General features: G+C 61.1%; 16 protein-coding genes. 11 read left to right on the top strand and 5 right to left on the bottom strand.

All coding sequences use genetic code 11. From position 1 onward, the window contains the following. Window positions 1-106: 106 nt before the first annotated feature. Window positions 107-2296: a patatin-like phospholipase family protein gene (locus C4J87_RS17975; protein WP_124369004.1), complete on the bottom strand. Its 2190-nt coding sequence runs from the start codon at window positions 2294-2296 to the stop codon at window positions 107-109. A gap of 83 nt (window positions 2297-2379) precedes the next feature. On the opposite strand from C4J87_RS17975, the gene C4J87_RS17970 reads away from it, so the two are divergent. Next, entirely contained in the window at window positions 2380-2667 is a 288-nt protein-coding gene (locus tag C4J87_RS17970) for a SelT/SelW/SelH family protein (protein WP_124363804.1), read from the top strand. A 2-nt stretch (window positions 2668-2669) separates the two neighbouring features. Here the strand turns inward: C4J87_RS17970 and C4J87_RS17965 are convergent, their stop codons facing one another. Continuing rightward, entirely contained in the window at window positions 2670-3551 is an 882-nt protein-coding gene (locus C4J87_RS17965) for a DMT family transporter (protein ID WP_124367861.1), read from the bottom strand. Window positions 3552-3693: 142 nt separating this feature from the next. Here C4J87_RS17965 and C4J87_RS17960 point away from each other — a divergent pair, with 142 nt between their 5' ends. After that, window positions 3694-4503, top strand: a complete 810-nt coding sequence (locus C4J87_RS17960) for a UDP-2,3-diacylglucosamine diphosphatase (RefSeq protein ID WP_124367860.1) — start codon at window positions 3694-3696, stop codon at window positions 4501-4503. A gap of 208 nt (window positions 4504-4711) precedes the next feature. Here C4J87_RS17960 and C4J87_RS17955 read toward each other — a convergent pair whose 3' ends face one another. From C4J87_RS17955 to phhA, 3 genes are all read right to left on the bottom strand, one after another. After that, window positions 4712-5905, bottom strand: a complete 1194-nt coding sequence (locus tag C4J87_RS17955; protein WP_124367859.1) for an amino acid aminotransferase — start codon at window positions 5903-5905, stop codon at window positions 4712-4714. Then, on the bottom strand, window positions 5905-6261 hold the full coding sequence (locus tag C4J87_RS17950) for a 4a-hydroxytetrahydrobiopterin dehydratase (RefSeq protein WP_124363799.1): 357 nt from the start codon (window positions 6259-6261) through the stop codon (window positions 5905-5907). Before C4J87_RS17950 ends, C4J87_RS17955 begins: the two co-directional genes overlap by 1 nt. A 99-nt stretch (window positions 6262-6360) precedes the next feature. Continuing rightward, window positions 6361-7152 (bottom strand): phenylalanine 4-monooxygenase, encoded by a 792-nt coding sequence (gene phhA / locus C4J87_RS17945; protein ID WP_003192992.1) that lies wholly within the window; start codon window positions 7150-7152, stop codon window positions 6361-6363. Window positions 7153-7409: 257 nt separating this feature from the next. Here phhA and C4J87_RS17940 point away from each other — a divergent pair, with 257 nt between their 5' ends. From C4J87_RS17940 to C4J87_RS17900, 9 genes are all read left to right on the top strand, one after another. Continuing rightward, window positions 7410-8972, top strand: a complete 1563-nt coding sequence (locus C4J87_RS17940; RefSeq protein WP_124367858.1) for a sigma-54-dependent transcriptional regulator — start codon at window positions 7410-7412, stop codon at window positions 8970-8972. A 505-nt stretch (window positions 8973-9477) separates the two neighbouring features. Then, window positions 9478-10218, top strand: coding sequence for a flagellar basal body rod protein FlgF (locus C4J87_RS17935; RefSeq protein WP_124363796.1), 741 nt, complete (start codon window positions 9478-9480; stop codon window positions 10216-10218). Between the two features lie 70 nt (window positions 10219-10288). After that, a complete protein-coding gene (gene flgG, locus C4J87_RS17930; RefSeq protein WP_057721328.1) occupies window positions 10289-11074 on the top strand; it encodes a flagellar basal-body rod protein FlgG in 786 nt (261 codons plus the stop codon). Window positions 11075-11124: 50 nt separating this feature from the next. Further along, window positions 11125-11820: a flagellar basal body L-ring protein FlgH gene (flgH, locus tag C4J87_RS17925; RefSeq protein ID WP_124363795.1), complete on the top strand. Its 696-nt coding sequence runs from the start codon at window positions 11125-11127 to the stop codon at window positions 11818-11820. Between the two features lie 6 nt (window positions 11821-11826). After that, complete coding sequence (locus tag C4J87_RS17920; protein ID WP_372237507.1) at window positions 11827-12936, top strand: flagellar basal body P-ring protein FlgI; 1110 nt, start codon at window positions 11827-11829, stop codon at window positions 12934-12936. 4 nt (window positions 12937-12940) lie between these two features. Continuing rightward, window positions 12941-14206 carry a flagellar assembly peptidoglycan hydrolase FlgJ gene (gene flgJ / locus C4J87_RS17915; protein ID WP_124367857.1) on the top strand — a complete coding sequence of 422 codons (1266 nt, stop codon included), beginning with the start codon at window positions 12941-12943 and terminating at the stop codon, window positions 14204-14206. A gap of 10 nt (window positions 14207-14216) precedes the next feature. Next, complete coding sequence (gene flgK / locus C4J87_RS17910; RefSeq protein ID WP_124367856.1) at window positions 14217-16262, top strand: flagellar hook-associated protein FlgK; 2046 nt, start codon at window positions 14217-14219, stop codon at window positions 16260-16262. Window positions 16263-16276: 14 nt separating this feature from the next. Next, window positions 16277-17881, top strand: a complete 1605-nt coding sequence (locus C4J87_RS17905) for a flagellar hook-associated protein 3 (protein ID WP_124367855.1) — start codon at window positions 16277-16279, stop codon at window positions 17879-17881. A 280-nt stretch (window positions 17882-18161) separates the two neighbouring features. Then, window positions 18162-19091: a ketoacyl-ACP synthase III gene (locus tag C4J87_RS17900; protein WP_124367854.1), complete on the top strand. Its 930-nt coding sequence runs from the start codon at window positions 18162-18164 to the stop codon at window positions 19089-19091. The last annotated feature ends 136 nt before the right edge of the window (window positions 19092-19227 follow it).

Raw genomic sequence — 19227 nt, 5'->3', positions numbered from 1 at the left:
TGGGAGGGGGCTTGCCCCCGATGGCAGAGTGTCAGTCAGGTATTCATTGACTGACACACCGCCATCGGGAGCAAGCCCCCTCCCACATTTTTTATTCTGCGTTGTGTCAGAAAGTCTGGCCCAGGTTCAGATACACCGCTTTCTGGTTGTCATCATTGAATCCATAGCTGAAATTCAGCGGGCCCAGCGGTGTATCGAAGCCCAGGAAAACACTCGCCGCGTTGATATACCCGCTGTCGAACTGGTTGTCGTTGTTCCACGCCCGACCCCGTTCCACCGAGGCTCCCAGGTACAACGGGAAATCCAGCGGCAGGTACGAGCGCGGTGTCAGCCGGCGGTAGTACACCGCGCGCATCAGGCTGACGTTCTGGCCCGAGATCGCGTCCTCGCGAAAGCCTGACAATTGCCGTGCGCCACCCAACAGGAAGCTGGAGATCACCACGTCGGATTTATCCAGGGTGCGTCCGTAGCGTCCGCCCAGGATCAACGTGTCGGGGCCGTGACTCATGGCTTTGTCCAGCTTGAACTCCCACTGGCGGTAGCGCTGGTCGGAACCCAGCCCCGGCTCGAACTCACGGTAAGCCAGGGCGATGTCTTCGCCGGTGTGCGGGAAGTACACGTTATCGAAAGAGTCGAACGAGTATTTCAGCTCATAGAAGCCCTCGCTGAAACTCACGCTCGGCAGGTCGCGGTCGCCGATACGCACGTCCGCCTTGCCCCAGGCTTCGCCCACGCCAAAGCGAATCTCGCCGCTGTTGCCGATCTGCCGCCCGACGTTCAAGCCGAAACCGTAGCGCTCCAGCCGATATTCCGAGATGGGGTCGTTGTCCATGATCAGCTCGACGTTCTGCGCCTGGGCACGGATGTAGGGCGCGACGAAGTAGCGCGAGCCTGTGTCCATGGGTTGGTAGAACTCGCTGTACAGCTCCTGGCGATCACCGATCTGCACCCGCGTCAGCCATTCGGCGCCGAGGCGGTTGATACCGTTCATCCGGTAGCTGGCGCCAAGGTTGAAGGCGCTGTCGCCGCGCATGTCATCCGACAGGTTCAAACCCAGGCGCAGGTAGTCGGTGCCGCTGCGCTTGCCGCGTGCGCTGATGACCAGGGTATTGTCCTTGGCTTTTTTCACCACGCGGTATTGCACCTGTTCGAAGTAGTCGAGGCCGTACAGCGTGCCCATGTCCGATTGCAGGCGGCCGAGGTTGAGCGGTTCGCCCAGCTCCTGGCGGATGTAATAGCGGATCACGTCGTCGCTGACTTTGGAGTCGTTTTCCACCTTGATCGCAGTGATGATCGGGGTGCGTTCGCCGGGCGTGCGCGCGGCGGTCAGTTGCGGGTCTATCGGTTCGGCGGGCCGCAGGTGCGCCAGGCGCAGGTCGAGGGCACGCGTGGCGCGGTAGCCGGCATCGATCATGTCCTTGGCGCGGCCGAAATCCGTCACGCCGTAGGCTGCCAGGGACGGTTGGATCAACACGTCCCTGGGGTGCAAGGCCTTGAGTTGTTCCTCGGAATTGCGCCGGGTCATCAAGGTGATGGACTGGTTGAGCACATCGACCACGGTCGCCAATTGCTTGCGTGAGCGTAGCGGTGTGCCGATGTCCACCACGATGGCGATGTCGACGCCCATTTCCCGCGCCACGTCCAGGGGAATGTTGTCGGTCATGCCGCCGTCCACCAGCAGGCGCCCGTCCAGCTCTACCGGAGCGAACACGGCGGGGATCGACATGCTGGCGCGTATCACCTGGGGCAGGTGGCCCTTGCTGAACACTACTTTTTCGCCGGTGGTGATGTCGGTGGCCACAGCCCGGAACGGAATCGGCAGCTTGTCGAAGTTACGCGTGTTGCTGCTGTGGGCGAACATGCTTTCCAGCAGCAATGCCAGGTTCTGGCCCTGGATCACGCCCAGCGGCAGGCCGAGGCTGCCGTCGTCGCGAAAGCTGAGTTTCTGTTTGACCAGGAAATCGCGGTCATCCTGCTTGCGCCTGAACGGCACGTCTTCCCGGGGCGGTGCATCGGACAATGCCTGTTGCCAGTCGATATTCAGGGCGAGCTTCTCCAGCTCGTCGATCTTGTAACCCGAGGCGTACAGCCCGCCAATCACCGCGCCCATGCTGGTGCCGGCAATCGCGTCAACCTGGATGCCCTGTTCTTCCAATGCCTTGAGCACACCGATATGGGCCAGGCCACGGGCGGCGCCGCCCGACAGCACCAGGCCGATTTTCGGGCGCGGGCTTTCAACGGCGTCGGCGAGAAGGGGGAGCAGGCAGAGGAACAGGCAGGACAACAGGCGGCGCATCATGAATCTCGAGGCTGGGCGATAAAGGCCGGTATTATAGCCATGCGATCCACTGACGCCGTCACGCAGGAGCCTTTCACGTTATGTCCGCAAGCAAACCCGAGATCGTCATCACCTATTGCACCCAGTGCCAGTGGCTGTTGCGTGCCGCCTGGCTGGCCCAGGAATTGTTGAGTACGTTTGCCGAGGATTTAGCCAAGGTGTCCCTGGCGCCCTCCACCGGCGGCGCGTTTCGCATCACCTGCGACAACGTACAGATCTGGGAGCGCAAGGCCGATGGCGGCTTCCCGGAGGCCAAGGTGCTCAAGCAGCGCGTGCGCGATCAGATCGACCCGCAGCGCGACCTTGGGCATAACGACCGTACGCCGTGACGTCAGGCCGCAGCCGGCGGCTTGGCCTGGCTGGCGCTGCCCATCAGGCCGGAAAGCACGATGGCGACGATAATCAGCGCGCCGCCCAGCAGCATGCGCAGGGTGGGCGTCTCGGCGAACAGTAGCCAGGCCACGGTGATGCCATAGACCGGTTCCATGGCAAACACCACCGACGCGGTGCGCGCCTTGATCACCGCGAGGCTGGCGACAAACAGGCTATGGGCCAGGCCGGTACAGAACACGCCCAGCAGGCCGATCCACAGCCAGTCCAGCGCACGCACGTCCGCAAGCCCCGGTGCCGCCACGGGCAACAGGCACGCAGCAACCACCAGGTTCTGGCACAACGCGGCCTGTACCGCCGGAATGCGCCCGGAGCTGGCGCGGTTGTTCAGCGACAGCAACGAGAACAGCAGCCCGGAAGCAATTCCCCACAGCAGGCCGCCGGTGGCTTCGCTGGCCAGGTTGAAGTCCGGGGTGACCAGCACCAGCCCCACGGTGACCAATACCACCAGCAGCACTTCATTGGCGCGAATGCGCTCACGGAAAATCAACCCTTCGAGCATCACCGTAAACGCCGGGAAGGCGGTAAACCCCAACGTTGCGACCGCCACGCCGGCCACTTTTACCGCAATAAAGAACGTCACCCAATGCGCCGCCAGCAGTACACCGCTGACCAACAAGCGCTGCCAGTCACGCCACTCAAGCCTCTTCCAGGGCGCGTTGCTGGCAAAGCGGGCAAAGACCGCCAGGGCTATCACGGCGAACGCGGCACGCCCGAATACGATGATGGCGGGGGAGGCGGCCGCCAGTTTGCCGAAAACACCGGTGAGGCCAAACATCAATGCGCCGATATGCAGGGCGCCGAGGGCTGAGCGGGGAGTCATTGCGATCCTTGGACCAAGGGGTAACAGGGGCGCAGTCTACAACGCCTGGTGGCGAATGCGCTGTCATCAGACTGACGCACAGCTGTCATGGGCTATTCACTGCCGGGGCGCAAGCTCGCGAAAACAGCGTCGAGGGACACCCATGACCCGTGCCGAATTCGCCAAGCCCAGCCGCAAGCAACGGGTGCGTACCCTGTGGATTTCCGACGTGCATCTGGGCACTCGGGATTGCCAGGCTGAGCACTTGTCGCACTTTCTCAAGGGCTACCACGCCGACAAGGTGTATCTGGTCGGCGACATTATCGATGGCTGGAAAATGCGTGGCGGCATGTATTGGCCGCAAGCCCACACCAACGTCATTCGCCGCCTGCTGACCATGGCCAAACGCGGCACCGAGGTGATCTACGTCACCGGCAACCATGACGAGTTTCTAAGACGCTATTCCAAGCTGATCCTGGGCAATATCCAACTGGTGGACGAGGCCGTGCACGTGACCGCCGACGGTCGCCATCTGCTGGTGATCCATGGCGATCAGTTCGATGTGATCACCCGTTATCACCGCTGGCTCGCCTTCCTGGGCGACTCGGCCTACGAATTCACCCTCACCCTGAACCGCTGGCTCAATCACTGGCGAGCGCGCTATGGCTATGGTTATTGGTCGCTGTCGGCGTACTTGAAACACAAGGTGAAAACCGCCGTGAGTTTTATCAGCGATTTCGAAGAGGCCATCGCCCACGAAGTGACCAAGCGTGAGCTGCACGGGGTGGTGTGCGGGCATATTCACCATGCCGAAATCCGCAAGGTGGGGGAGGTGGATTACCTCAATTGCGGCGATTGGGTGGAGTCGTGCACGGCGTTGATTGAGCACTGGGATGGGCATATCGAGTTGTATCGGCTGGCGGATGCGCAGGCCAGGGACGCGCAGTTGAAAGCTGAGATGGTTGTAGGCTAGAGGTCAACTCAATCCAAATGTGGGAGGGGGCAAGCCCTAATGCCATTCAGTCAAGCGTACACCGCCCTCTGTAGGAGCGAGCTTGCTCGCGAAAAATGTCAACGATAACGCGTGCTTCCTGAATGAACGCGGTGCCTGTGAGTTTTTCGCGAGCAAGCTCGCTCCTACAAAAAGCCTTAACCCCTCCCACATTTAGTTCCCGGTTTATTCAGTTGGAGACGTCGGCGATGGCCTGGGCCAGCAGCGTCAAGCGCGTGGCGTCCACCCCCGCCACGTTGGCCCGTCCCGTACTGACCATATACACACTGTGCTTTTCACGCAGTTGCTGGACCTGTTCGGCACTCAACCCGGTATAGGAAAACATCCCACGCTGCGTCCCGATATGCGCATACAGCTCGGCCAAGCCGTGGGGCGCCAGCGCTTCCACCAGCCCGGCGCGCAGTTGCGCAATGCGCGAACGCATGGCCTCCACTTCATCGCTCCACTGCTGTTTCAGCGCGGCATCGCCGAGGATGGTCGCGACCACGGCGGCACCATGGTCCGGCGGTGTAGACCACAAATTGCGCGCGATATTGGCCAGTTGACTGCGCACATCCGTGAGCTTTTGCGCATCGGCCGCGCACACGATCAATGCGCCAACGCGGTCGCGGTACAAACCAAAGTTCTTCGAGCACGAACTGGTGATCAACACTTCCGGCAGCTCGGCGGCGAACAGGCGCACCGCCCAGGCGTCCTGCTCCAGGCCATCGCCGAAGCCTTGGTAGGCGAAGTCGATCAGCGGCAGCAATTGGCGTTCGCGCACAATCTGCAGCACCTGGCGCCAGTCATCCTGGGACAGGTCGAAGCCGGTCGGGTTATGGCAGCAGGCGTGCAGCAAGACCACGTCGCCCTCGGGCACGCTGGACAGGGTGGCAAGCATCGCCTCCACATCCAGGCGATTGTCGCTGCCCACATAAGGGTAGTGACTGACGTTCAGCCCGGCTTTGGCGAAAATGGTTTCATGGATCGGCCAGGTCGGATCGCTCAGCCACACGCCACGGCCGGGCAGGTTGTGGGCGATAAAGTCGGCGCTCAGGCGCAGGGCCCCGGTGCCGCCGGGCGTCTGGGTGGCGCCGGCACGCTGTTCACGCAGCAGCGCCGAATCGGCGCCCAGCACCAGCTCGCTGATCAGTGCGCCGAACGCTGCATCGCCGTGACCGCCGATGTAGGTCTTGGTGGTTTGCCTATCGACCAGGCGTTGCTCGGCGAGTTTTACCGAGTGCGGAATCGGCGTCAGGCCCTGGTCATCCTTATAGACGCCCACGCCGAGGTCGAATTTGTTCGGGTTGGCATCCTGGGCATACAGGTCCATCAGCCCGAGGATCGGGTCGCCGGGCACGCGGCCAATCGCGTCGAAATGCATTACTTGCGGCCCTCGGCGCTGTTGGCCACTTCATCGGTGCGCGCGGCCATGATGAAGTCGTTGCGGTGCAGGCCCTTGATGGAGTGGCTCCACCAGGTCACGGTGACTTTGCCCCATTCGGTGAGCAGGCCAGGGTGATGGCCTTCGGCTTCGGAGATTTCACCCACGGCATTGGTGAAGGCCAGGGCGAACTTGAAATTCTTGAACAGGAAAACCTTTTCCAATTGCATCACGCCGTCGCGCACTTCGATGTTCCAGTCCGGGATCTGTTTGATCAGCACCGGCAGTTCTTCATCGCTGACTTGTGGGGCGTCGGCGCGGCAGGCTTCGCAATGGGCTTGGTTCAAGGTGGTCATGTGGGGTGTCCTGAATTCGAATGATTGAAGATCAGTGGGCGTTACCCTAAAGCAACGCGCGGCCAGGGAACAGACTCACCTAGCCTCGAAATGTAAGTGTCACGCGGCTTTGGGCTTTGGTGGAAACTTCGGTGCGTGCAGACCCAACTGCATACCGCGCTCGACCATGCCCATGATGTCTTCCTGCGCCACGTCGAACAGGCGCTTGAGCTCGGGCAGCACGAAGTACAGCGGCTGCAGGATGTCGATGCGATACGGCGTGCGCATCGCCTCCAGCGGGTCGAAGGCCTGGTGTTCGGGTTCGTCCGACAGGCAATACACGCTTTCCTTGGGTGATGACAGAATACCGCCACCGTAGATGCGCCGGCCTTGGGGCGTATCCACCAAACCAAACTCGATGGTCATCCAATACAGGCGCGCCAGGTACACCCGTTGCTCCTTGGTGGCCGCCAGGCCCAGCTTGCCGTAGGTGTGGGTGAATTCGGCGAACCAGGGGTTGGTCAGCAGCGGGCAGTGGCCGAAGATTTCGTGGAAAATATCCGGCTCTTGCAAGTAGTCCAGTTCCTCGCGGGTACGAATGAAGGTCGCCACCGGAAACTGCTTGCTGGCGAGCAATTCGAAGAAGGTCTGGAAAGGGATCAGCGCCGGCACGCGGGCGACTTGCCAGCCGGTGGTATCGGCCAGCACTTTGTTGATCTCGCCCAACTGTGGGATGCGATCCAGGGGCAGGCCAAGCTTGTCGATGCCGTCCAGGTATTCCTGGCAGGCACGGCCCTCGATCACTTTCAACTGGCGTGTGATCAGGGTGTTCCACACCGCGTGTTCTTCCGGCGGGTAGTGGATAAAACCTTGCGCATCGGGCTCGCGGGCCACGTAGTGCGTCTGCTTCATACGGCTCTCCTGCTAGGCATTCGTTCTTGTTATGTCCTGCTGTGTGTCTATTGATAACCCGCGCAGCGCAGGTTTTCAGCGGCTTCACAGGCCCTTGAGTAGGAAAAATCACTGAATTTTGTAAACTATTCGTTACGGATGCGGCGCTCGTCGTTGCCTTGGGCTGGGAAAAGCGCCCGAGCTGTCACATAATCTTGACGACTATCTGCGCCCAGCGGCAAAAAGATGCGGCGCCTACCCACTTTTCGGGCCTTTTCATGCGTATCAAAGTGCATTGCCAGAACCGCATCGGCATCCTGCGGGACATCCTCAACCTGTTGGTGGAGTACGGCGTGAACGTCGCCAAGGGCGAGGTCGGCGGCGAGCATGGCAATGCCATCTACTTGTTCTGCCCAAACCTGGTGAACATGCAGTTCCAGGCGTTGCGCCCGCAGTTTGAGGCGATCGCCGGGGTATTCGGCGTGAAAAGGGTAGGGCTGATGCCCAGCGAGCGTCGGCACATGGAACTCAATGCGCTGCTGGGCGCCCTGGAGTTTCCGGTGCTGTCCATCGACATGGGGGGCTCCATCGTTGCAGCCAACCGTGCGGCGGCGCAGTTGCTCGGGGTGCGGGTGGACGAAGTGCCGGGCATTCCCCTGTCGCGCTACGCCGAAGACTTCGACTTGCCGGAGCTGGTGCGCGCCAGCAAGTCGCGGATCAACGGGCTGCGGGTCAAGGTCAAGGGCGATGTGTTCCTGGCGGATATCGCGCCGCTGCAATCCTCCGAACACGATGACAGCGAAGCCATGGCCGGCGCGGTGTTGACCCTGCACCGCGCCGACCGGGTTGGCGAGCGTATCTACAATGTGCGCAAGCAGGAACTGCGCGGCTTCGACAGCATCTTCCAGAGTTCCAAGGTGATGGCCGCCGTGGTGCGCGAAGCCCGGCGCATGGCGCCGCTGGATGCACCTCTATTAATAGAAGGCGAAACCGGAACCGGCAAGGAACTGCTGGCCCGTGCCTGTCACCTCGCCAGCCCGCGCGGCCAGTCGCCATTGATGGCGCTCAACTGTGCGGGCTTGCCTGAGTCGATGGCCGAGACCGAGCTGTTTGGCTACGGCCCCGGCGCGTTCGAAGGCGCACGGGCCGAAGGCAAGCTCGGGCTGCTGGAACTGACCGCGGGCGGTACGTTGTTTCTCGATGGAGTGGGGGAAATGAGTGCACGCCTGCAGGTAAAACTGCTGCGCTTTCTGCAGGACGGGTGCTTTCGTCGCGTCGGCAGCGATGAAGAGGTGTACCTCGACGTGCGGGTGATCTGCGCGACCCAGGTCGATTTGTCCGAACTATGCGCCCGTGGCGAATTTCGCCAGGACCTGTATCACCGCTTGAACGTACTGTCGCTGCATATCCCGCCCTTGCGCGAATGCCTGGACGGCCTCGGGCCATTGGTCGAGCACTTCCTCGATCAAGCCAGTCGGCAGATCGGTTGCCCACTGCCCAAGCTGGCGCCTGCCGCGATGGACAAACTCAGCCACTATCACTGGCCGGGCAATGTACGGCAGTTGGAAAACGTGCTGTTCCAGGCGGTTTCGCTGTGCGAGGGCGGGACGGTCAAGCTTGAGCATATTCGCTTGCCGGATTACGGCGTGCGCCAGCCGCTTGGTGATTTCTCGCTGGAAGGCGGGTTGGACGCCATCGTCGGGCGGTTTGAAAAGGCCGTGCTCGAAGCGCTATATGCCGAGCATCCGAGCAGCCGGCAGCTGGGCAAGCGCCTGGACGTGTCCCACACCACTATCGCCAACAAACTGCGTGACTACGAAATCCTCAAGGCCAGCAAATAACAACTGGCACAACTTGGTCCAAAAATGTGGGAGGGGGCTTGCCCGATAGCGGTGTGTCAGCCACGGATTGATCGACTGACCCACCGCCATCGGGAGCAAGCCCCCTCCCACAGTTTTGATTGGGTTGTGTCAGCTCCTTCGCTTGAAGAAGCTGGGGATTCAAGTCGGCAAAATTTTCCGCTGACACCCTGCGGTTAAAATGTGGGAGGGGGCTTGCCCCCGATAGCGGTGTGTCAGCCACAGATTGATGAACTGACCCACCGCCATCGGGAGCAAGCCCCCTCCCACAGTTTGATTTGCGTCGCCTACAAGACCGAGGCTTGCCGTTAGCGGCAGTAGTCCGCCGTTTTTTCGACTCTCACCCCACGCTCGGAATCTTGCGGTTCACCCGAAAACCCCCGCCCTGCCTGCTCTTCAGCCAATTTTAAGAAGTTGGTTCGCAAATTGCTTAAGCCTCATCAGTACAGCGGTGGACGGCAAGCGTCCGTCAGAAAGAGGATAGAGCGTGGACAAGTACCTTTACGTGGCAATGACCGGCGCCAGCCAGAATGCTCTGGCGCAGAAGGCCCATGCCAACAATCTGGCGAACATTTCCACCAACGGTTTCCAGCGCGACCTGGAGCAGGCGCGGTCGATGCCGGTGTTCGGTGACAGCTTTCCGGCGCGGGCTTTTGCCCTGACCGAACGGCCGGCCACCGACTTCACGCCCGGCGCGATGATCGAAACCGGACGTGACCTGGACGTGGCCGTCAGCGGCGACGGCTGGATGGCCGTGCAAACCCCGGATGGCAGCGAAGCCTACGTGCGCAGCGCCAGCATGAACGTGGATGCGCTCGGTGTGCTGCGGGCCGGCAACGGTATGCCGATCATGGGCAACGGCGGCCCGATTGCCGTGCCGCCCCAGCAGAAAATCGAAGTGGGCGCCGACGGCACCATCAGCATCCGCGCCATGGGCGAAGGCCCGCGGGTGATGGCCGAAGTGGACCGTATCAAGCTGGTCCAGCCCGACCTCAAGAACATGAACAAAGGTTTGGACGGCACCATCCACACCAAGGATGGCCAGCCGGCCCAGGCCGACGCGAACGTCAAGCTGACCTCGGGCTTCCTGCAGGCGAGCAACGTCAATGCGGTTGAGGAAATGACCGCGGTACTGGCGCTCTCCAAGCAGTTCGAGCTGCACATCAAGATGATGAACACCGCCAAAGAAGATGACCAGGCCATGACCCGCGTCTTGCAGATGAGCTAACAGCCTTAATTGGCTTTTAAATAAACAGCGCAGCACGGCGCCAACAAACAGGCGCACGAAGGAGAACAGCATGCTTCCGGCTCTATGGGTTGCCAAGACAGGCCTGTCCGCCCAGGACACTAACCTGACCACCATTTCCAACAACCTGGCGAACGTGTCGACCACGGGTTTCAAACGTGATCGCGCCGAATTCCAAGACTTGCTCTATCAGATCAAGCGCCAGCCAGGCGCCCAGTCGACCCAGGACAGCGAACTGCCGTCGGGCCTGCAACTGGGTACCGGTGTGCAGATCGTCGGCACCCAGAAAAACTTCAGCGCCGGTAACCTGCAACAGACCGGCCAGCCGCTGGACATGGCGATCAACGGCCGTGGCTTCTTCCAGATCCTGCAACCGGATGGCACTACGTCCTACACCCGTGACGGTACCTTCCACTTGGACTCCAACGGCCAGATCGTGACCGCCAACGGTTTTGCCCTGGAGCCAGCCGTGGTGGTCCCGGCAGACGCCAAGACCTTCACCGTCGGCAACGACGGCACCGTGTCCATCACCGTGGCCGGCAACCCTGCGTCGCAAGTGATCGGCAACCTGCAAACCGCCGACTTCATCAACCCGGCCGGCCTGCAGGCCATGGGCAACAACCTGTTCCTGGAAACCGCTTCCAGCGGCGCGCCGCAAATCGGCACCCCTGGCCTGAACGGTTTCGGCACCACGCTGCAAAGCACCCTGGAAACCTCCAACGTCAGCACGGTTGAGGAGATGGTCAACATGATCACCACCCAGCGCGCCTACGAGATGAACTCCAAGGTGATTTCCACCGCCGACCAGATGCTTTCGTTCGTAACGCAGAATCTGTAATCAGTCTATGGGGCGCCTTGAAAGCGCCTGCAACACCGTGAGGTAGGGTCATGAATCGCATTGTTTCTGTTCTGGCATTGAGTGGGATCGCCGTGCTTGCGGGCTGTGTCGCCCCGTCGCCGAAACCCAATGACCCGTACTACGCGCCGGTGTTGCCGCGCACGCCGTTGCCGGCGGCGGCCAACAATGGCTCGATCTATCAGGCCGGTTTCGAGCAGAACCTGTACAGCGACCGCAAGGCGTTCCGGGTCGGTGACATTATCACCATCACCCTGAACGAGAAGACCCAGGCCAGCAAGAACGCCAACTCGCAGATCGGCAAGACCAGCAAGACCGGTATCGGCCTGACGTCGCTGTTCGGCGGCGGCCTGACCACCAATAACCCGTTGGGTGACGGTGACCTGAGCCTCAGTGCCGGCTACAGCGGCGACCGCGCCACCAACGGCAAGAGCGCGGCGGGGCAGGGCAACAGCCTGACCGGCTCGATCACCGTGACCGTGGCCGATGTGCTGCCCAACGGCATCATCGCCGTACGCGGTGAAAAGTGGATGACCCTCAATACCGGCGACGAGTTGGTGCGCATTGCCGGCATGGTGCGTGCCGATGATATTTCCACCGACAACACCGTGCCGTCGACGCGGATTGCCGATGCACGGATTACCTACTCGGGTACAGGTTCGTTTGCTGATGCAAGCCAGCCGGGCTGGTTCGACCGTTTCTTCCTTAGCCCGCTGTTCCCTTTCTAGGTGGCCATTTTGAACTTCAAGCAGTTGATGGCGGCGGTCGTGTTGCTGTGCCTGAGCGCCGTCGCCCAGGCCGAACGCCTGAAAGACATCGCCAGCATTTCCGGCGTGCGCAGTAACCAGTTGATCGGTTATGGCCTGGTGGTGGGGCTCAATGGCACGGGTGACCAGACCACCCAGACCCCGTTCACCCTGCAAACCTTCAACAACATGCTGTCGCAGTTCGGCATCAAGGTACCGCCAGGCTCGGGCAACGTGCAGTTGAAGAATGTCGCGGCGGTGTCGATCAGTGCCGACTTGCCGGCGTTCGCCAAGCCGGGGCAGGTGGTGGACATTACCGTGTCGTCCATGGGCAACTCCAAGAGCCTGCGGGGCGGTACGTTGCTGATGACGCCGCTCAAAGGTATCGACGGCAACGTCTACGCCATCGCCCAGGGCAACCTGGTGGTGGGCGGGTTCGACGCCGAGGGCCGCGACGGTTCGAAGATCACCGTCAACGTACCGTCGGCCGGGCGTATTCCCGGTGGCGCCACGGTTGAACGCACCGTGCCGAGTGGTTTCAACCAGGGCAACAGCCTGACCCTGAACCTCAACCGTTCCGACTTCACCACCGCCAAACGCGTGGTCGACAAGATCAACGACATGCTCGGCCCAGGCGTCGCCCAAGCCATCGATGGCGGTTCGGTGCGCGTCACCGCGCCCCTGGATCCCAGCCAGCGCGTGGACTACCTGTCGATCCTGGAAAACCTGGAGGTCGACCCCGGCCAGGCAGTGGCCAAAGTCATCATCAACTCGCGCACCGGCACCATCGTGATCGGCCAGAACGTCAAGGTCTCGCCGGCGGCGGTGACCCACGGCAGCCTGACTGTGACCATTACCGAAGACCCGATTGTCAGCCAGCCGGGGCCATTGTCCAACGGCCAGACGGCGGTCGTCCCGCGTTCGCGGGTCAATGCCCAGCAGGAAGCCAAGCCGATGTTCAAGTTCGGCCCCGGTACCACCCTGGACGAGATCGTCCGCGCGGTGAACCAAGTGGGCGCGGCCCCTGGCGACTTGATGGCGATCCTCGAAGCCCTGAAACAGGCCGGCGCTTTGCAAGCCGACCTGATCGTGATCTGAGGCCATGGTCATGGATATGCGCAAGAGCGGGATCAGCAGCACGGCGGACTCGGGGTCTTACTCCGACCTGAACCGGCTTAACCAGCTCAAGGTCGGCGCCGACAAGAACAGCGAAGGCAACATGCGCAAAGTCGCGCAGGAGTTCGAGTCGTTGTTCCTGAGCGAGATGCTCAAGTCCATGCGCTCGGCCACCGAGGCCCTGGGCAAGGACAACCCGATGAACACCCCGGCGGCCAAGCAGTACCAGGAAATGTACGACCAGCAACTGGCGGTGTCGATGTCCCGCGAAGGCGGTGGTATCGGCCTGGCCGACGTGCTGATGCGCCAGATGCAGAAGAACAAACCGGTGGACGCCCAGGCGGCCACCCTGCAGGGCCCGGCAGCCGATGCGCCGGCGAAGAAAGCCGACGTGCCGACGGAAATTGCCGCCGGCACCCAGGCGCAAGGCCCGCTGGGTCGCTCCAACGGCCAGCGCCCGTTGTGGGCCTACCGCGTGGCGGTGCCCGAAGGCGCCAGTGCGCATGCCAACGATATGGAGCTGATGAACCAGCGCCGTATCGCCTTGCCAAGCAAACTGACCGACCGCCTGCTCGCGGGCATCGTGCCGAGCACGCCGGTCGCTGCGCAAACCACCAGCGCGCCACTGCGCAACAGTGCTGCCGACGACAACGTGGTCAACAGCAGCGCCCGCAGCGTTGCCGTGCCGAGCGGCAAGATGCAGGTCTACGGCCGCGCCATCGCCCAGCCACCGTTGGCACCGGCGAAAAAAGCCTTCAGCTCGCAGGATGAATTCGTCGCCACCATGCTGCCGATGGCCAAGGCCGCCGCCGCGCGTATCGGTATCGATCCGAAGTACCTGGTGGCCCAGGCCGCCCTGGAAACCGGTTGGGGTAAATCGGTGATGCGTGCCGAGGACGGCAGCAGCAGCCACAACCTGTTCGGCATCAAGGCCGGCCAGAGCTGGCAGGGCGGCCAGGCGCGTGCGATCACCAGCGAGTTTCGCGACGGCGCGATGGTCAAGGAGACGGCGCAGTTCCGCTCCTACAGCTCCTACCAGGACAGCTTCCATGACCTCGTGACCCTGCTGCAAAGCAATGATCGCTATAAAGAAGTTGTGAAATCAGCCGATAACCCGGAACAGTTTGTACGCGAGTTGCAAAAGGCCGGTTATGCAACTGATCCGGCCTATGCCAGCAAGATTTCGCAGATCGCCAAAAACATGAACAGTTACCAGAACTACGCTGCCGCTGGCGCAACCACACATTTATAAGGTCTGAACCATGAGTTTGCTCAGTATCGGGATGTCAGGGCTCAATGCCGCTCAAGGATCGTTGTCGGTCTTGAGTAATAACATCGCCAACGCCAACACCTCGGGTTATTCGCGTCAGCAGACCACGCAGAATGCCAATGCCAACAACCCTTACGGCGGCGTGTACATCGGCAGCGGCACGACCCTGGCCGATGTGCGCCGGGTGTATAACGAATTCCTCGACGCGGCCTACCAGAACAGCACGGCGCTCAACAACGACGCCAAGGCCTATTCCAGCCAGGCCAGCGCCATCGACAAGACCCTGTCGGACAAGACCACCGGCATGTCTTCGGTACTCAGCGCGTTCTTCGCCGCTGTGCAGACTTCGGCGGCCAACCCCAGCGATGTGTCCGCCCGGCAAGTGCTGCTGACCAGCGCCCAGACCCTGAGCAACCGTTTCAACTCGATCTCCAGCCAATTGAATGAGCAGAAAGAGTCGATCAACGGGCAGTTGGTGACCATGAGCGATCAGGTCAACCAGTTGACCTCCTCGATTGCTTCCCTCAACAAGCAAATCACTCTGGCCCAAGGCTCCAGCAACAGCGCCCCGGCCAACCTGCTGGATGCGCGTAACGAGGCAGTGCGTTCGCTCAATGAACTGGTCGGCGTGACCACCAGCGAAAAGAACGGCGTGTTCAGCGTCAGCACCGGCACCGGCCAATCCCTGGTATTGGGCGATCAGTCCAACACGATTTCGGCGGTATCGAGCAGCAACGATCCAAGCCAGTACACCATCCAGCTCAATGCCGGCGGCGGTACGGCGATCGACCTGGGCAACGTGCTCAGTGGCGGCAGCATTGGCGGTTTGTTGCGTTATCGCAGCGACGCCCTGATGCCGGCCATCAATGACTTGGGGCGCATCGCCCTGGCGACCGCCGATACGGTCAACAGCCAACTGGGCCAGGGCCTGGATCTGAACGGTGACTTCGGTGCGTCGCTGTTCAAGGACATCAACAGCGCGGCCGCGATTGCCCAGCGCAGTCAGGGCTCGATGGGCAACAGCACTGGCTCCGGCAACTTGAACGTGAGCATCAGCGACACCAGCAAGCTGTCGACCTACGACTATAAAGTCACCTTTACCAGCGGCAACAACTACACCGTGGTGCGTTCCGACGGCAAAGCCATGGGCGCGTTCGACACCACTACCACGCCGCCACCGGTGATCGACGGCTTCACGCTGGCCCTGGATGGCAAGGGGCCGATCGCGGCGGGCGACAGTTTCAAAGTCAGCCCGACGGCCACGGGCGCGGCAACCATCGGCACCGCGTTGACCGACGCCAATAAAATCGCGTTCGCCGGGCCATTGCTGGGCGAGGGCAGCAAGACCAACCAGGGCACCGGCACCTTTACCCCGCCGACCCTGACCTTGCCCATCGATATTCACGATGGCGCCAACACCGCGCAGCTGCGTACCGGTATTGAACATTCGATGCCGGTGAAGATGGTGTTCGGCAAGCCTGCGGCTGATGGCACCCAGGGCTACACGCTCAACGATGCCCAGGGTAACTCGATCGGCACCGGCACCATCGTGCCGGGCCAGGGCAACAAGATCACCGTCGACGTACCGATGCGCGATGCCAACGGCACGCTGCTGGTGCCGGCAAAGAGCTTCAAGTTCGACACCACCGTCGCCGGTTCGCCAGCCGATGGCGACAGCACTACGTTTTCCTTCAACGCCTCGGGCAAGTCGGATAACCGTAACGCCCAGGCCTTGCTCGACCTGCAGACCAAAACCACGATCGGCCTGTCCGATGGCACTGGCGGCGGCGTGAGCCTGGTGGCGGCCAACAGCCGCCTGGTCTCGACCGTGGGCGCCAAGGCCGCTTCGGCCAATACCGACACTACCGCCACCGGCGCCTTGCTCAAGGCCAACCAGGACGCGCGCAACTCGGTGTCCCAGGTCAACCTGGATGAAGAGGCGGGCGACATGATCAAGTTCCAGCAGTACTACACCGCGTCGTCGCAGATCATCAAGGCTGCGCAAGAAACCTTCAGCACGCTGATCAATAGTCTTTAAGGGAGCCTGGGACGATGCGTATTTCTACCGCTCAATATTTCGAAACCAGTTCCGCCAAGTATTCGGATAACTACTCCAGCGTGGTGAAAGCGCAGGAGCAGGCCTCTACGGGTGTGCGTGTGCAAACCGCTTCCGATGACCCGATCGCGGCGGCGCGTTTGCTGATGCTGCAACAACAGAAAGACATGCTCAGCCAGTTCAACGGCAACATCACCAGCCTGAAAAACTCCCTGACCAACGAAGAAAGCGTGCTGGGTTCCATCAATGATGCGCTGCAAAAGGCCAGCGAGCTCGCCCTGCGCGCCGGCGGCTCGCTCAGCGATGCGGATCGCAAGTCGATTGCCGGTGAGATCGGTGCCATCGAGGACCAGGTATTGGGCTTGCTCAACAGCAAGGACTCGTCGGGTAATTATCTGTTTTCCGGCTCAAGGACTTCGACCCCGCCCTACAGTCGCAACAGCGATGGCACTTACAATTACCAGGGTGATGAAACGCCTCTGAGCCTGCAGGTTTCCGACACGCTCAAAGTCAACGCCGGTGATACCGGCAAGAGCATCATGGGTGGCGCCATCAACTCGGGTCGCACCCAGGCGACGTGGATTCCGCCTGCCGTGGTACCGCCGGCGACTGCGCCGGTGCCGAACGACAACAAAGTGGCGCTATCGGCTGGCCTGGTGACGTCGGAAACCGACTACACCAATAAATTCGCGGACGGCCAGCCTTACCAGCTGACGTTCACCAGCAGCACGCAGTTCAAGGTGTCCGATCGAAACGGCAATGACATCACCTCCGAAATTGCGGGCAATGGCAGTTTCGACGCCAGCAAGGAGGAGGGCGCCACGGTGAGCGTGCGCGGAGTGAATTTCGATATCACCCTTAACCTCAAGGATGTCGCCACCGGGCCGAATTCCGATGCGCTGGTCAAGGACCGTTCGTTCAGTCTGGCGGCCAAGCCGGACAGCTTCAGTGTCTCGCGTACGCCCAGCAACGCCTCTGCCGCGCAATTGACCAATGCCACCGTGAGTAACCAGGCGGCCTATGTCAGCACGTTCCCGGCCAACAATGGGGCGGTGATCAAATTCACCAGCGCCACTGCTTATGAAGTGTATGCCCAGCCCTATACCGCCGACAGCAAGACGATTGCCACGGGTGATACGGGCGGCGGCACGACAGTCACCGCTGCCGGGGTAAGCTTTGATGTCAGCGGCACGCCGCAGGCTGGTGATCAATTCGCGGTCTCGGCCAGCACCCAGAAGACCCAGAACGCGTTGGATACCTTGAGCCAGTTGCGCCAGGCCCTGGAGCAACCGGCCGACGGCAACCCGGCGGCGATGCTCAAGCTTCGGGACGTGCTGGATGCATCCATCAGTAACTTTTCCAACACCCGCACCCAGATCGACGGTGTGCGAGGCTCTATTGGTGCACGGCAGAATGCGCTGGATATACAGACCAGCGAAAACACCAGCATCGGCCTGGCCAACACCAGTACCATGAGCGATCTTGGCAATATCGACACGGCACAAGCGGCGATCAACCTGACGTTGCAGCAGACCATGCTGCAAGCTTCGCAGTTGGCTTTCGTGAAAGTCTCTCAGTTGAGCTTGTTCAACAAGATGTAAGCGCGCAACAGAGCAGCCCGACGGCCCAGCCTGGAAACAGGCTGGGCCGTTGTCGTTCATAGGCTTAATTGTTTGAAGGTTTTGCATAAACCACACAAAATTGAGTGACCTGCGAGTCATAAAGCGCATCTTCACTGTATCGTGTGAAAAGGATAAGTCGCCTTGCTGTGGTTATTGCGCGGCTTTCAGCGAAATTTTTATGGGGTTATCCCCTTTATTGTCAGCACTTCGGGCGCAGTCCCTGGGGTGTTCTCCAGCTATTTAGTATTGGGAAGCCACAATGATTGGCATAAAAAGCATCGCCAGTTACGTGCCGGCGGACGGTATCGATAACTACGCCCAGGGTGCCAAATTCGCCAAGGATGAAGAATTCATCATTGGCAAGATCGGTTCGGCGTTCCTGCCGCGCAAGGAAGCCGCGCAGGAAACCTCCGATCTGTGTGTCGAGGCGGTCAACGCTTTGTTTGCCAACAACCCGGACTTGAAGCGCGAGTCCATCGACGCCGTAATTGTCGTCACGCAGAACGGCGATGAAGAAGGGCTGCCCCACACCGCAGCCATCGTCCAGGACAAACTGGGCCTGCCAACCCACGTGGCCGCCTTCGATATTTCCCTGGGCTGTTCCGGTTACGTGTACGGCATCTACGCGATGAAGGGCTTCATGGAAGCCACCGGCCTGAAAAACGGCCTGCTGATCACCGCCGACCCGTATTCGAAGATCGTCGACCCGGAAGATCGCAACACCACGATGCTCTTCGGCGACGCCGCCACCGCCACCTGGATGGGCGAAGACGCGCCGTGGTTGCTGGGCAAATCCAAGTTCGGCACCGACGGTTCCGGCGCGCCGCACCTGAAGGTCAGTGATGGCGTGTTCTTCATGAACGGCCGCCAGGTGTTCAACTTCGCCTTGCTCAAGGTGCCGGCGCATTTGCACCAGCTGCTGGATGAGTCAGACCTCAAGGCCGATGACATTGATGCGTTCTGTATTCACCAGGGCAGTGCGGCGATTGTCGACGCCGTGGCGCGACGTTTTGAAGATGCGCCGGTGGACAAGTTCATCAAGGACATGGTCGAGACCGGCAACACCGTGTCGTCGAGCATTCCGTTGCTGCTGGAAAAGCACGTGATGGACGCCACCTGGAAGCGCGTGGCGATCAGTGGTTTTGGCGTGGGCCTGTCCTGGGGCTCGGCGATTCTGTATCGCCCCTGACCCTTTAAGAGCGCATAGCAAAACGCCGATGATCGAAAGATCATCGGCGTTTTTTATTTGGCGCCAGAAAAACCAATAAACCCTGGGTTTTCGGCAGTGCTAACCCCTTGAAATGCAAGGGCTGGCACAGGGCTAG

Origin of the sequence: Pseudomonas sp. R1-43-08 (genome assembly GCF_003852255.1) — a bacterium.
GTDB lineage: Bacteria > Pseudomonadota > Gammaproteobacteria > Pseudomonadales > Pseudomonadaceae > Aquipseudomonas.
The sequence above is the reverse complement of the archived record's forward strand: the minus strand, read 5'-3'. Positions and strand labels throughout refer to the sequence as shown.